The sequence below is a fragment of the Pantoea sp. GM_Pan_3 genome (assembly GCF_026541045.1).
Taxonomy (GTDB): Bacteria; Pseudomonadota; Gammaproteobacteria; order Enterobacterales; family Enterobacteriaceae; genus Pantoea; species Pantoea anthophila.
The window spans coordinates 368,579-383,439 of the sequence record NZ_JALNVA010000001.1 but is presented as its reverse complement, the minus strand read 5'-3'; the positions used below and the strand labels follow the sequence as shown (position 1 = coordinate 383,439).

The window sequence follows — 14,861 nt, the reverse complement described above, 5'->3', positions numbered from 1 at the left end:
TGTTTATTTTTTCAGCACAATGATGGCGCAGGGCTGCGCGATAAGGGGGCGTGACTGGTGAATGGTTTTGCGGGCTGGCTTACAAAACGGTGTTGTTAATCCGCAACGGCGGCTGAAATGCTGGAATGAATAACCTTATTTTTACCATGGATGTTTGACGGTGCTGCGCAGGAACTGAAAATCGGGTTTCAGGGATTTATAAGTTACGACAGGGATGAGAAGTGCGCATTGAAGAAGATATTTATGAAGTTTGTTTTGACGTCTTTGATGGTATGGAATGCCTGGGTGATTTCCGCCATATCAGCTTTGCAGGATTAGGCAGTGCTGTCGTTATCAAACGCGTATTCCTGGCATTAATGGCACACCATGAAAGCTTCTTTGTGGGCGGTTTTGTTTTCCAGGCTGCATCAGGAGAGATCGTTGACCGCAATCGTCCGACAGCCCTTGAGGAGATCTACGACGCTTTGCCTGGCTTAAAAAATGAACTGCGCTACAATCGCCGGACCGGGTTGCCGAAGAAAGCGCCGCAACCTTTAATCCCGGACTATTTCCAGGCTTATAAAACAGTGACTACAGGGAGAGCTTGCTATGTCGTTTTACGATAAACACAATGGCATCACAGATGCGGCTGATGCCGAGAACAGGGAGTTAAGGGCACTTTTGATTGCTGAGTGGCTGGACAGGCCCGATCTACCCGCCATTAAGGCCCAGTTAGCTCAGGCGAGAAAACGCTCCTCATCTGCCCTGTTGCGCCGTAAGCTAAAAGAACTGAACGCGCGCGAAAGGCAGGAAGCTAACATCCCCGATTAGCGCTTAAAGGCCCATATACGGGCCTTTCCTGTTTTTAACCGCTTCTGGTTAAACCGCGGCGGCTTCATGCCACCTGCAACTCACTGCGATTCCGGAAAATCGGTCTCCACCGATGTCTGTTTCCACGCCTCAATCTCCGCCAGCCGCTCTTTGAGTTTGCTGGTCACGGCGTCATGGCCCCAGGCTCCCATCACCAGATGCCGGGGCGGATGATCATGTTCAGTAATCGCGATCATCGCTGCGGCGGCGCGCGCCGGATCGCCCTTCTGCGTGCCGCTGTAGTCGGCGGTGGCTTTCATTCGCGCGGCGGCGGTCTCTGCATAGTCCGGCAGCGTGCTTGGCGTCTGATGCAGCGAGCGTCCGGCCCAGTCGGTGCGGAACGGGCCTGGCTCGACGCAGGTGACATGAATGCCCAGCGGCCCGGCCTCCTGGGCCAGCGCATCGGACCAGCCCTCCACCGCATGTTTGCTGGCGGCGTAATAGCCTGAGCTGGCAAAGCCGATCAATCCGGCCACCGAGGTAATGTTGATAACGTGCCCCCTGCGCGCCTGGCGCATCGCGGGCAGCACGGCGCGCGTCAGGGCAAACAGACCGAAGACGTTAGCGTCAAACTGGGCGCGGATTTCGCTCTCCACCCCCTCTTCAATCGAACTCTGATAGCCGTAACCGGCGTTGTTCACCAGCACGTCAATCGTTCCGAACGCACCGATGGCCGCCTGCACCGCCTGATCGATGCTCGCCTGCTGCGTGACATCCAGCGCGACCGCCAGCGCATTATCATGACCTTCCACCAGATCGGCCACGGCCGACAGGTTCCGGGCCGTCACCACCACGTTAAAACCTCGCGCGATAGTCTGCTGCGCCAGTTCCCGACCAAAACCGGTCGAACATCCTGATATAAACCAGACTGGGCCTGATTGAGCCGCCATAGTAGGACTCCTGTTGCGTTTGATGAAGCGATAAGACCCGGATACGAACGTATCCGGGGAGAGACAGATAAGGCTAGCGAGGCGCCGTCGCCTGGCTTAGCCCTTCGTGCTTTTATGGAACAGCTGGCTGGCGGTGTCGCTGATGATCTGCGCTGCGCCGCGATCGCCCTTCGCCATGGAGGCCATAAAGGCTTTTGCCTGTTTAAAGGTGATATGCGGCGGTAACGGCGCCACTTCCGGATCGGTTTTCACCTCCAGCAGCACCGGGCGATCGGCGCTGAGCGCCTGCTGCCAGGCCCCTGCGAGGTCGTCAGGGTTATCCACGAAAATCCCGACCATGCCCAGCGAGCGGGCAAATTCCGCGTATTTCACGTCCGGCACCTGCTGCGAGGCGTCAAAGCGGGGGTTGCCCTCCATCACGCGCTGCTCCCAGGTCACCTGGTTGAGATCTTCGTTGTTAAACACGCAGACGATCAGGCGCGGATCGGCCCACTGCTGCCAGTATTTCTGGATGGTGATCAGTTCAGCCATGTTGTTCATCTGCATGGCGCCGTCACCCACCAGCGCCACCACCGGTTTATCCGGGTGCGCAAATTTCGCTGCAATGGCGTAAGGCACCGCCGCGCCCATGCAGGCCAGCCCGCCGGAGAGCGAGGCCCGCTGCCCCTGTTTGACGCGATAGTCGCGGGCAAACCAGTTGGCACAGGAACCGGAGTCAGAGGTGACAATGGCGTTGTCCGGCAGCTGCGGGGACATCTCCCACACCACCCGCTGCGGATTGACCGGGTTCGCCGGTGCCATCGCGCGCTCCTCCATCAGTGTCCACCAGTCACGCACCTGAACCGCAATCCCTTCCTGCCAGCTGCGATCCTCTTTGTGCTCCAGCAGCGGCAGCAGCGCGCGCAGGGTTTCTGCCGCATCGCCGTGCAGATTCACTTCGCTGGGGTAGCGCAGGCCGAGCATGGCGGGATCGATATCGATCTGCACCGCTCGCGCCTTGCCCTCTTCCGGCAGAAATTCGGTCCAGGGGAAGCCGCTGCCGATCATCAGCAGGGTGTCGCAGTTCTGCATTAAATCGGATGAGGGTTTGGTGCCGAGCAGGCCAATCGAGCCGGTTACAAAGGGCGCATCGTCCGGCAGCACATCTTTGCCCAGCAGCGCTTTTGCCACACCGGCCCCCAGCACATTGGCGACCTGCACCACCTCGACAGCGGCATTGCGTGCGCCTGCCCCGATCAGAATCGCCACTTTTTTACCGGCGTTGAGCACCTCAGCGGCGCGTTGCAGATCCTCCTCATAGGGGATCACTTTCGGCCGCTGATAGCCACTGCCGGAGTGGGTGAAGCCGTGCAGGTGCTGCGGCGGCTGCCAGGCTTCATCCTGAATGTCTTTCGGCAGGATCACCACCGCCACGCCATTCTGCGCTTTGGCAATCCGCACGCCACGATCAAGCAGGTGACGCACCTGCGCCGGGGTGGCGGCTTCCTGAACGAAGTTCGCCACATCCGAGAAGATGCGGTCCAGGTTCATCTCCTGCTGATAACTGGCCCCGCGCGCGGTCGCTTCCGCCTGTCCGGCAATCGCCAGCACCGGCGCATGGTCCATTTTTGCGTCATAGAGCCCGGTCAGCAGATGGGTCGCACCCGGCCCGCCGGTTGAGAGGCAGACACCCAGCTCACCGGTGAATTTCGCGTGACCGGCCGCCATAAAAGCGGCCATCTCTTCGTGACGCACCTGAATAAATTCGATGCCGTTCCCTTTGGCGTTCGCGCGCTGAATGGCCCCCAGCACGCCATTAATCCCGTCCCCCGGATAGCCGTAAATGCGGCTCACACCCCACTCTTTCAGGCGCTGGACAAAAAAATCACTGGTTTTCATGCTCATCGTCGCGGTTCCCCTTGTAGTCCATGCAGACTTAAAGCGTAGTCGACGATGCGCCATCGCCGTTAATTGTTCGCCATAGCCGGGTAGCGCTGACGCAAATCACTGAATATCTGCGCCATGTCCGCCGTTTCGCCTGCCTCTGCGACCGCCCGGAAAACCTGGGTTTTCAGGAAGTGACGCCAGCTGACCGGCGCGGCGGCAAGAAAGGTGGTCAGTGACTGATAGCGCTGCGGTGTCCAGAGTTTTTCAAAGCGCTGACGCGCCTCGCCATGCTCAAAATGGTGCGTGACCCGCTGCGGCATGGCAGCACGCAGTTGCTCAGTCGCGACCCGATCCACGCGGTTATTCACCACCACCACGCCATACTGCGCCCTGGCGGCGTCGAGGCTGAGGTAGCCGCAGCGCACATCCTGCAGGACCGCCTCCGCATCGCGCTGTGACGGCAGCCCGTAGCCCCCGGCACCCGGCCCGCGGACTTCGACCACGTCCCCCGGCTGGCAGTGGATCACATCGGTGTTGCCGTGCCGGATGACCTCGCCGTTGCGCCGGGTCTGGAAGTGTGAGAGCGCCCCGCTCTGTCCGCCCACCACCCCCGCAGAGGCGAAGACCGAGCGGTTGCGGTTGCGCGCGGTAATCGTGGTGTTGGGCGAGAAGATCTCGAACGCCATCTCTGTCGCCAGGCCGCCGCGATAGTGACCCGCCCCTGCGCTGTCCTGCGCCAGGCCGTAGCGGTGAAAACGGATGGGGACTTCCGCCTCGTTAATCTCAATCGGGGTGTTTTTCAGGAAGGCGGAAAGACCGCCGGAGCCGTCAGGGCCATCGTGACGCGGGGTGCCGCCTGCACCGCCGCCCACCGGGCCCAGCGAGGCCACCACGCTGCGATTGTGCGTCTGGGTGCGGATATTCATGATCGAGTTGCCGCCGGGCGAGTTGGCGGGCAGACGGTCGGGCATCGCCAGTGAGAAGACGCCGACGGTGGCAATCTGCGACAGCGCACAGGTCAGCGAGCGCATGCCTACCGCAGCGGGCGCCTCGCAGTTCATGACCGTGCCCGGCGGCAGAATGGCGCGGGTGGGCCGCAGCGTGCCCGCGTTAAGCAACAGGGAGCGATCCAGCGTGGAGAGCACATAGGTGACGCCGACCAGCGCCAGCGGATGTCGCTCCCGTCCGCCGGTGGGCATGTTCAGCGACGAGGCCAGCTGCGGGTCGCTGCCGGTGTAATCCAGCTCCAACCGATCGCCCTGCACCCGCAGCGTGACGGCGATACGGCAGGGATAGCCCCCCTCGCCATCCTCATCGGCGTAGTCGGCATAAAAGTATTCACCGTCGGGAATAGTCGCGATGATCGTGCGCGCCTGCGCCTCGGCGTAATCCAGAATACCTTCAATGCCCTGCAGGAAATCGTCGATGCCAAAGCGGGCAATAATGTCGTGAATTTTCCGCTCGCCCACGTTGACCGAGGCCAGCTGTGCCTTGAAGTCACCCCAGTTCTGGTCCGGCACCCGCACGTTGAGCCGCATGATGCTGGCGACCTCTTCGTTGAGCTGACCCTGTCGCATGATCTTCAGCGGCGGGATGCGAATCCCCTCCTGCACAATGTCGGTCAGCGAACGCGACAGCGAGGCGGGCACGGCCCCGCCGACATCGGTATTGTGAATATGTCCCACCACGAAACAGACAATCTCGCCCTGGTGGAACACCGGTTTCCAGATGTGGATGTCGGGGGAGTGGGTCGCGACGTTTCCGGCGTAGGCGTCGTTGGTGATGCAGATGTCCCCCTCGGCATACTCCTCTATCAGCGCCAGCACCGGCGCATAGTCGATGCCGCTGTACCAGGGCGCACCAAAACTGCGGGGTGAGGCAAACGCCAGCCCGCTGCGGCTGACAATCTGGCAGGAGAAATCTTCCGTCTCCTTAACGAAGGTGGAGTGCGCAGTGCGCATCAGCGTAAAGGCCATCGCATCGGCGGCGGCAGCGCAGTAGTTCGCCAGGATCTGTAAGTTACGTCCGTCAATCGCCATGTTATGCCTCGTTCGCCGTAATCAGCAGGTTGCCAAAAGTGTCGACCGTGACGCCCATGCCGGGCGGCACACAGGTGGTGCAGTCATCCTGAGCAATGATGGCCGGGCCGCTGAGCTGATGGCCAGCGCGCAGCCCGGACCGCAGCACCAGATCAACCTGATGCCAGGCCCCGTCAATCCACGCTTCCGTCTGCTTCAGCACCGGCACCGGTTCCGTCGCCGGGGCCAGCGGGGCAATAACCGGTTTCGGCGTCGGTGAGGTGATCACCAGCCGCAGGTTAATCAGCTGCACCGGGGCCTGCGGATCACAGTGACCAAACAGCTGCTGATGCTGGCGATCGAAAGCGTCATGCAGCGCCGTAAAATCGGCCTGCGTCAGCCAGCCTGGCTCCAGCGCCACGTCGATCTCAAACGACTGTCCCTGATAGCGCATATCGGCGCTGAACTGCAGGCTGTAAGGCATCGCGCTGCCGTGCTCCTCAGTCAGCCAGTCGTAGGCGCGCTGCTGCAATGCCTGCGCTTCAGTGGCCAGGGTGTCGGCCAGGGCAGGAGTCAGATCGCTGTAGAGGGTGCGGATAAAGTCATTACGGATGTCAGCCACCAGCCCGCCCAGCGCCGACAGCACCCCGGGCGTCGGCGGCACAATCACCCCTTTCAGGTTGAGTTCACGGGCCAGGAAACAGCCCATCATCGGCCCGGCACCGCCAAAGGCGAGGAACCAGAATTCACGCGGATCGAGGCCGAACCGTGACAGCAGGCCGCTGGTGTCGCTGTACATACCGGAGATGGCCAGCTCAATGGCGTTTTGCGCGGTCTCCTGCACCGTCAGGCCGAGGGCATCGGCCAGCGGCTGCCAGGCGGCACAGGCAGCCGCGACATCGACGGCGACAGCGTTGTAGCCCAGCGCGCCGTGCCCCATCATGCCGCAGGCGGCAAAGGCGTCGGTGGCGGTCGGCTGCGTGCCGCCGCGGCCGAAGCAGACCGGGCCAGGCAGCGATCCGGCACTGTCCGGGCCCATCTGCAGCACGCCCTGCCCGTCAATCCACGCCAGCGAGCCACCGCCCTGACCCACCGAGGTAACGGCTACGGAGGGAATGTAGATCGGGAAATCACCGATGATTTCACCGTTGCCCTGCGCCACGTTGCCGTCGATGATCACCGCCACGTCTGCACTGGTGCCGCCGATATCGAGGCTGAGAATGTTGCCGAACCCACAGGCGCTGGCGAGATAGCTGGCCCCGATGACCCCGGATGCGGTGCCGGAGAGAACCATCTGCACACATTCACGTTTCGCCTGGTCGACGCCCATGACGCCACCGTTCGATTTGGTGATGCGCGGCGGCGGCTGCACGCCGAGCCGCTGCAGCGCCTGCTCAAAGGATTCAAGGTAGTGGATCACCATCGGCTGCACGTAGGCGTTGATGGTCGCGGTAATGGTGCGTTCATATTCGCGGATAATTGGCCAGATGTCGGCAGAACAGGAGGTCAGCAGCTCGGGTGCCTCCTCATTGATAATCGCTTTCACGGCCGCTTCATTGTGCCGGTTGCGATAGCTGTGCAGCAGGGAGACCACGATGCCCTGGCAGCCCGCAGCGCGTGCCTGCGCGATAGCGTCGAGTACGCTCTGGCGGTCCACCGGCTGGAGTACCCTGCCCTGCGCGTCCATGCGTTCACGGATGGCAAAAACCCGGTCGCGCGAGATCAGCGGTGCAGGACGCCGCGAAAAGAGGTCATGAATATGGGGAATTTTCAGCCGGGCCAGCTCCAGCACATCGCAGAAGCCCTCGGTGGCGAACAGCGCCAGCCGCACGCCACGCCGCTGGATCACCGCGTTGATGCCGACCGTGGTGCCGTGGGTAAAGTAGCCAATCTCCGCGGGGTCGATCCCCTGACGCTGCTGAAACTGCGCCAGCCCGGTGGTGATTTCACTGCCGGGCTGATCCGGGCGCGACAGGACTTTCAGGGTATGAATCTGGTTCGTTTGCTGATCGAGCACGGCAAAATCGGTAAAGGATCCGCCAATATCCACGCCAACGCGGTATCGCATCTCGGTTTAACTCCTGAGTCAGGGAGGGGGAAATTCCATCAGCGTCCCGGGGTGTTGCACCACACGCCAGCCGAGACGCTGGTAGACCTGATGCGCATCCTGGGTCGACAGCATCCAGCGATGCACCGTTTGCAGCTCCGGATGATCACGGACGCAGGTCGCCAGCCAGCTGCCCAGTCCGTGTCCACGCCAGTTTTCGTCAATGATGACGTCGCACAGCCAGCCAAAGCGGGTGTAATCGGTGATAAGACGGGCGAAGCCAATCTGCGCCTGCTGGTGATAGAGGCCAAACGGCAGCGAACCGGCGATCGCCCGCAGGGTTTTCTCGCGCGGCTGGCCCTGTGCCCAGTAGGACTTCTCCGCCAGCTGGTGGTGTATCCACGCCAGGTCGAGCCGCTGACGGTCGGTGGAGACGGTGAACGCATCGCGCTGCCACTGCTGGTCAGCAATCAGTAATGAGCTCATAACAACTCCTGATAACGGTTAAAAACAGTCTAAGGGGGTTCGCTGATCGGGTGAGGCTGAAGCGCGCCCTGAAACCGGATGCAGCGACTGAATTTTGCGCCGGGAAGAAATTTTATGCTGAGGGGAGTCAGGCCGATGCATGATGCAGAGTGAACGGGCGGGTAAGGGAAAAATCCGGGTAAAGCGTGCAGGTCTGCACAGCTCCCGGAGCGCGGTCTGCGCCGGGTGCGGTGAATGCCGGTAGTGACCCTCTGCCGTGAAAAGCGCAGAGGATCGGCCTCCGGCTCTGGTCACTACGCCCCGAGTTCGACAGAATTCTGCTTGTCGATAAGTGAACGCAACGGCACGCTGCTTTTCATGATGGGCGATTTGATCACGATATAACTGAAATATTTGTCGATGCCGATCTGCGCATCCAGCATTTTCTCAATCACTTCCTGGTAATGTTCAATGCTGCGGGTAATAAAGCGCAGCAGATAGTCGTAGCCGCCGGTGATCAGATGGCACTCCATCAGCTCATCGACACTGCGCATCGCCGTTTCAAACTTCATAAAATCTTCGCGGCGATGACCCGACAGCGTGACTTCGGTAAAGACCGTCACAGAATCGGTAATGCGGGTGAGATTGATGTGGGCTTCATAACCGGTAATAAAACCAGCCTGTTCCAGACGTTTGACCCGTTGCAGACAGGGGCTGGGGGAAAGGCCTACTGCGTCGGCGAGGTTAACGTTGCTGATACGGCCATCTTTCTGGAGTTGCACCAGAATGTTGATGTCGATGCGGTCGAGTTTCATTAAGCCGTTCATAGCACCCCTCATTGTCAGAGCCTGGCCCATCAGGCGTCAGTATTGCAGGCTGGCAATAACCTGGCCTGACGGGCCAGGCGCTTAAGCAAATGTTCAGAACCTCCGGAAGATATATCACGCTTTACGGTAAATGCGCCAGCGCTTCGCAGTGGTTATACCAGCAGGAGGTTTTTAAATTACTTCAATAAAATCAATGAGGAATCGCAGTCTAGCCCAGACGGCCTGTGGCACGCGCCAGCGCAATATCGAAGATATGCAGCGCCTCTTCCAGCTGGGAGTCGGTCGTCACCAGCGGAGCCAGGAAACGGATAGTATTACGGTGCAGACCACACTTGATCAGCAGCAGTCCTTCCTGACAGGCGCTGTCGAGGATCTTCTGCGTCAGGGCCGCATCCGGGCGGCCGGTTTCGAAATCGAGGATTTCCACCGCCTGCATAAATCCCACGCCGCGCACATCACCGATGCAGGCATATTTATCCGCCAGCTGCCGCAGCCGGGCATTGAGCTGTTCACCGAGCTGGCAGGAACGCTGTAGCAGGTTCTCCTGCTCAAACAGATCCAGCACCGCCAGCGCCGCCGCACACCCCAGCGCATTGCCGCCGTAGGTGCCGCCCAGTCCGCCCGGCGCTGGCGCGTCCATGATCTCCGCCCGTCCCACCACACCGGAAATCGGCAGGCCGCCGCCCAGGCTTTTCGCCAGCGTGATCAAATCCGGTTTAATGCCCAGCTGCTGGAACGCGAACATGGTGCCGGTTCGCCCGAAGCCGGACTGCACTTCATCACAAATCAGCAGAATGCCGTGCTGGCTGGTAATGCGGCGCAGCGCCTGCATAAAGGCCGGGCCTGCAGGCAGGAAGCCCCCGTCGCCCTGCACCGGCTCGATAATGATCGCTGCCACCCGCTCAGGCAGGATCTGCACTGCGAACAGCTGCTCCAGCGCCTTGAGGCAATCCGCCTCCGTAATGCCATGCAGCGGATTGGGGAAAGGCAGCCGGTAAATCTCGCCAGGGAACGGACCAAAGTTCTGTTTATAAGGGGCGGACATGCCGGTCAGGGTGACACCCAGCAGCGTGCGGCCATGAAATGCACCGTCAAAGGCGATGATGCCGGGGCGCTGCGTGTGGGCGCGGGCAATCTTCACCGCGTTTTCTACCGCTTCGGCGCCGCTGGTGAAAAAGACGCTCTTGTAGGCTTCGTCTCCGCCTACCAGCCGGTTCAGCCGCTCCGCTAACGCGATGTAGCCCGGATAAGCCACCACCTGAAAACAGGCGTGCGAGACCAGACCGAGCTGGCGGGTCACGGCGTTGACCACCGCCGGGTGATTGTGCCCGACATTGAGCACGCCGATGCCGCCGACAAAGTCGAGATAGCGATTGCCCTCCACGTCCCATACTTCACTGCCTCTGGCGCGCTCGATCACCAGCGGATGCGCGGTGACGACGCCACGCGGCACGTTCTGCTCACGTGCATCCAGTAACAGGTTGTTATCGGAGTATGTTTGCTGCTCTGCCATGACATTCTGCATTTTAAACCCTCATCCACGTAACGTTCGGTTGGCTCAAGTATCGCAACCTGTTGGTTTCCGACGCTGCCGTAATTCCGCAGGCAGCGGCATTTCCTGTCAAAATCCCGCTGCTTTCAGCAGGGAAATTTCTCTGCCAGCGCCTGACGAATCAGGGTGACAAACACGTTAACGCCATGCGGGATCAGCGCATCGTTAAAGTCGTAGGCGGCGTGATGTAACGGCCTGCAGGGCGCAGACCCCAGCCAGAGATACGCACCGGGCCGCGCCTGCAGCATAAAGGCGAAATCTTCTGAGGTGAGCGCGGGCTGCGGCGCGGTTTCAGCGGCGATGCCCGCCTGTTTCAGCGCCTGCAGGCAGAACTGCGCCTCATCCGGGCTGTTCAGGGTCGCCGGGTAGTAGCGCAGATAGCGTACCTCGGCATGCAGGCCATGCGCGGCGGTGACATGTTCCGCCATCTGACGCAGCCGCGCTTCAATCGTCGCCTGTGCCGTCGGGCTGAAGGTGCGCACCGTACCGGTGATGTTCGCCTCCGCCGGAATCATGTTGTGGGAAAAGCCGCCCTCCATCCGGGTCACGGTGAGCAGCGCCGTTTCACAGGGGTCGAGCGCGCGTGAGACCAGGGTATTCAGCTGAACCACCAGCTCGCTGGTCGCCAGCAGGGTATCGCGGGTCAGGTGGGGCTGCGCGGCATGGCCTCCCCCGCCCAGCACCCGGATATCGAAGCGGTCTGCCGCCGCCATGATCGGGCCGGGCCGGGTCTGCACCTGACCCAGCGGCAGTTCCGGCCAGTTGTGAATGGCGTAGACCGCCTCACAGGGAAAGCGGCTGAACAGCCCGTCGTCGATCATCGCCTTCGCGCCCGCCAGCCCCTCTTCGGCGGGCTGGAAGATGAAGCAGACGGTGCCGTCAAAACTGACGTCACGCGCCAGTTTTTCTGCCGCCCCCAGCAGCATCACGGTGTGACCGTCGTGCCCGCAGGCGTGACTGACCTGCGTCACGCTGCTCTGCCAGGCGGTGCCGCTCTGATCCTGCATCGGCAGGGCATCCATATCGGCGCGCAGGCCAATCATCCGCTCGCTGTTACCCTTTTTCAGAATGCCGACCACGCCGGTCTGGCCGATGCCACGATGCACCTCAATTCCCAGCTGTTGCAGAAAGTTCGCCACCCTGTCGCTGGTGCGGTGCTCCTGAAAACCGAGTTCCGGGTGCGCATGCAGTTCGCGGCGCAGTGCCACTAAATGTTCCATCTCAATATCCTCGTGAGCGGTCGACCAGACCGTGCAGCGGCTCACCACGCTGATAACGGCGCAGGTTCTCCAGCAGCGCCGCAATGGCGCTCTCATTCTGTGTCTGGCTGGCAATGTGCGGCGTCAGCCACACGGCGGGATGGTGCCAGAAGGGGTGGCCCGGCGGTAACGGCTCCGGGTCGGTGACATCAATCACGGCGGCGCGGAGCTGGCCGCTCGCCAGCGCCTGCAGCAGATCGTCATGATTAAGCTGCTGACCGCGCCCGGCCTGCACCAGTGCCGCACCCTGCGGCATCTGCGTAAACAGGGTGTGATTAAGCAGCCCCTGGGTGGTGTCGGTCAGCGGCAGCAGGCAGACCAGAATCTCGCTGTGCGCCAGAAAGTCCGCCAGCTCTCCGGCACCGTGCCAGCAACGCACGCCGGGCACGTGGCGCGGTGTGCGGCTCCAGCCAGCGCAGTCAAACCCCAGTGCGACCAGCTGCTGCAGCGCAGCCTGACCGAGTTCGCCCAGCCCCATTACGCCCACCCGCCGCTGAGCCGCAGGCTTCACCTGATGCGGCTGCCACTGCTGCTGGCGTTGCTGATGAAGATAGCGTGGCATGTCACGATGCAGCCCGAGCACCGCGAAGGTGACATATTCCACCATGCCCTGCGTCAGGCCCGGCTCAATCATTCGTATGACCGGCAGATCGGGCGGCAGCGCGCTGAAGTCAAACTGATCGGCGCCGGCGCCGACAGAAAACAGCAGTTTCAGCCGGGGAAACAGCGCCGGAATATCGGCGGGGGGCTGCCAGGCTACCAGCGCCTCAACCTCTGCCGGATCGCCGGTCTCCGGCCAGATATGCAGCTGAATGTCGGGGGCATGCTCCGCCAGCCAGCGCTGCCAGATCCGTCCCCGCTCCGGTTCCGATTTATAGACGATATGCATCAGGCCATCGCCTGGGTCATTAAGCCAAAGGCCTGCATCCCCTGCGGCGTCCAGGGAGTGCCCCGGACCATCGTGGTCGGCGCATCCACCTGATCCAGCCCGAGGGTGTTGAGCCAGCTGGCCAGCGGCAGGCTGGCGTCGGTATCAATGCGCAGAAACTGGCCCTGCAGTGGCTGCATCAGGGTTGCCACCAGCGCCTGTGCCACCGGCAGCTCCGCGGCGATCACCGGCCCAATCGCCCAGCCGTGCCCAAACCGGCGCAGGCTGGCGAACCCCTGAATCTGCTGCTGATCGTCCTGTAACAGCAGGGTCTCACAGTCGCCCAGCAGATGGTTGAACAGCGCCGGACGATGCATGCCGTGCGCCTGCTCATCCAGCTTCACCAGCGCGGCGTGATCCGCTGGTGTCGCCGGTCGCAGATGCAGCCCGGCCGGGATCACCACGTCGGGCAGTGACGCCAGTGCGCGGGTCTGGTGCTGGCGGATCTCGCCGCAGCTGACAAAGCCGAGCTTTTCATACAGCCCTTTGCCCATTTCGGTGGCGTGCAGCCGCACGTTGCCGTCGGGGACTTTTTCCAGCTGCGCCAGCATCAGCTGTTTGCCGAGGCCCCGCCCCTGCTGCTGATTATCCACAATCACCAGTCCCAGCGTGGCGGCGTGTTCGCCCCAGCGCCAGAGCACGGCGCTGCCAATCACTCTGCCCTGCTCTTCAATCACCGTGCCTTCGCCCAGCTGCAGCGCCAGCTGCCAGTCTTCGCGTCGGTGGGGCCACTTCAGCGCCTGTGTCATGCGGTAGCACTGTTCAATATCATCTGGCGTCATTGCACGTAGTGTCAGGCTCATTGCGTTCTCCTTACATCATGCCTGGGGTGTCTAATCCGCTGCCGTCAACCAGACGGCTGTAGCGATAAGGGGCAGGGTCGACAATCGGGGTGGCCCCGGTTGCCAGATCGGCCGCCAGGCGTCCGGCACCCGGCCCGATGCCAAAACCGTGCGCGCTGTAGCCCGCCGAGAGCACCAGCCCCGGCAGTTTCGCCACGGTGGAGATCACCGGAATGGCGTCCGGCGTGCTGTCGATCATGCCGCCCCACGCCTGGGCCAGCCTGAGATTCGCCAGCGCCGGATATTCGCGGCGCATCGCGGCCAGCCCCTCTTCCACGATTCGGCTGTCTGCCGCCGGATCGAGAATGCGCACCCGCTCAAATGGCGACGGGCGATCAAAGGCCCAGCGCCCCATCGCTTCGGGGCCTTTGAAAAAGGGCGAAAGGCCAAGGTTGAGGGTAAGATTCTTGCGGCGGCTTTTAAATGTCGGATAGAACTGGCGGGCATAACGCAGCCCCTGCGCACCCGGCTCCAGCCGTCCGCGCCCCGATACCGAGACGGTATAACTGCCGTCCATCTGCGGGCGGCAGGCGAAGCCCGGCGTATAGAGCGGCATCGCAATCGCCTGCTCTATCGGCTGCGTGCGGAAGGCCGTGCCGATGACATTGCCCAGCGGCAGATCGATGCCGTGACGACGGCAGAACATGGATGTCCAGGCCCCGGCGGCACAGATCACCCGGCTGGTTTTGATCAGCCCGCGTTCGGTCCAGACGCCGCTGACCTGACCCGCGGCGATATCCAGCCCGCGAACCGCACACTGCTGAAACAGCAGCGCACCTTTTTTCATCGCGCCCGCCACCAGGCCCGGCGCCGCCAGGCGGGGTTCCGCATGGCCGTCCGTTGGCGCAGAGAGGCCGCCCCGCCAGGCGGTGGTACTGCCGGGCGTCATCGCTTTTGCCTGCTCAGCGGTAAGAATCGAGCTGTTGACGCCATACCCCTTAGCCATCTGGATCCACGCATCCCAGGCGGCGATGTCTGACTCTTCCCGCGTGGCGTAAACCAGCCCGCTGCGACGGAATCCCAGCTCTTCGCCGGTTTCCGCGTTCAGCTCCCCCCAGCGTTGCAGGGCATAGATGATCAGCGGCAGCTCCCGCTCATCGCGGTTCTGCTGACGACACCAGCCCCAGTTGCGGCTCGACTGCTCGGCCCCCACCAGGCCTTTTTCGATCAGCACAACCTTAACGCCCTGCTTCGCCAGTTCCCAGGTGGCGGCGGCCCCGGCAATACCGGCGCCAATCACCACCACATCGGCGGCGTCGGGAAAGTCCGTACTGTCCTGTACATAACGAATCGGTGCAGGCATAACAAAACGACCTCT

Annotated in this window: 13 protein-coding genes; 2 read left to right on the top strand and 11 right to left on the bottom strand. The window is 62.0% G+C overall.

Features of this window, described 5'->3' with window-relative positions; genetic code table 11:
* The first annotated feature begins 221 nt into the window (after positions 1 to 221).
* Positions 222 to 605, top strand: coding sequence for a hypothetical protein (locus OXR04_RS01610; RefSeq protein WP_267371401.1), 384 nt, complete (start codon positions 222 to 224; stop codon positions 603 to 605).
* The gene (locus OXR04_RS01605) at positions 589 to 810 is read left to right on the top strand and encodes a hypothetical protein (protein WP_009089432.1); all 222 of its coding nucleotides are present in this window, start codon (positions 589 to 591) and stop codon (positions 808 to 810) included. The genes OXR04_RS01610 and OXR04_RS01605 overlap by 17 nt, the downstream gene beginning before the upstream one ends.
* Positions 811 to 890: 80 nt before the next feature.
* On the opposite strand, the gene OXR04_RS01600 is transcribed toward OXR04_RS01605, so the two are convergent.
* The 11 genes from OXR04_RS01600 to OXR04_RS01550 form a co-directional block, all read right to left on the bottom strand.
* The gene (locus tag OXR04_RS01600; protein ID WP_009089430.1) at positions 891 to 1,739 is read right to left on the bottom strand and encodes an oxidoreductase; all 849 of its coding nucleotides are present in this window, start codon (positions 1,737 to 1,739) and stop codon (positions 891 to 893) included.
* Between the two features lie 96 nt (positions 1,740 to 1,835).
* Entirely contained in the window at positions 1,836 to 3,623 is a 1,788-nt protein-coding gene (locus OXR04_RS01595; RefSeq protein ID WP_267371405.1) for a thiamine pyrophosphate-requiring protein, read from the bottom strand.
* 62 nt (positions 3,624 to 3,685) lie between these two features.
* Entirely contained in the window at positions 3,686 to 5,644 is a 1,959-nt protein-coding gene (locus OXR04_RS01590) for a hydantoinase B/oxoprolinase family protein (protein WP_267371408.1), read from the bottom strand.
* 1 nt (position 5,645) lies between these two features.
* Entirely contained in the window at positions 5,646 to 7,691 is a 2,046-nt protein-coding gene (locus OXR04_RS01585) for a hydantoinase/oxoprolinase family protein (RefSeq protein ID WP_267371410.1), read from the bottom strand.
* 18 nt (positions 7,692 to 7,709) lie between these two features.
* On the bottom strand, positions 7,710 to 8,156 hold the full coding sequence (locus OXR04_RS01580; protein ID WP_009089424.1) for a GNAT family N-acetyltransferase: 447 nt from the start codon (positions 8,154 to 8,156) through the stop codon (positions 7,710 to 7,712).
* 293 nt (positions 8,157 to 8,449) lie between these two features.
* Positions 8,450 to 8,962, bottom strand: coding sequence for an Lrp/AsnC family transcriptional regulator (locus OXR04_RS01575; protein ID WP_009089422.1), 513 nt, complete (start codon positions 8,960 to 8,962; stop codon positions 8,450 to 8,452).
* A gap of 208 nt (positions 8,963 to 9,170) precedes the next feature.
* Positions 9,171 to 10,487, bottom strand: a complete 1,317-nt coding sequence (gene gabT / locus OXR04_RS01570; RefSeq protein WP_267371413.1) for a 4-aminobutyrate--2-oxoglutarate transaminase — start codon at positions 10,485 to 10,487, stop codon at positions 9,171 to 9,173.
* A 113-nt stretch (positions 10,488 to 10,600) separates the two neighbouring features.
* The gene (locus tag OXR04_RS01565; RefSeq protein WP_009089419.1) at positions 10,601 to 11,734 is read right to left on the bottom strand and encodes a M20 aminoacylase family protein; all 1,134 of its coding nucleotides are present in this window, start codon (positions 11,732 to 11,734) and stop codon (positions 10,601 to 10,603) included.
* A 1-nt stretch (position 11,735) separates the two neighbouring features.
* The gene (locus OXR04_RS01560; RefSeq protein WP_140925541.1) at positions 11,736 to 12,662 is read right to left on the bottom strand and encodes a glyoxylate/hydroxypyruvate reductase A; all 927 of its coding nucleotides are present in this window, start codon (positions 12,660 to 12,662) and stop codon (positions 11,736 to 11,738) included.
* Positions 12,662 to 13,504, bottom strand: a complete 843-nt coding sequence (locus OXR04_RS01555; protein WP_140925542.1) for a GNAT family N-acetyltransferase — start codon at positions 13,502 to 13,504, stop codon at positions 12,662 to 12,664. The genes OXR04_RS01560 and OXR04_RS01555 overlap by 1 nt, the downstream gene beginning before the upstream one ends.
* 10 nt (positions 13,505 to 13,514) lie before the next feature.
* Positions 13,515 to 14,846, bottom strand: coding sequence for an FAD-binding oxidoreductase (locus tag OXR04_RS01550; protein ID WP_046102142.1), 1,332 nt, complete (start codon positions 14,844 to 14,846; stop codon positions 13,515 to 13,517).
* Positions 14,847 to 14,861: the final 15 nt, after the last annotated feature.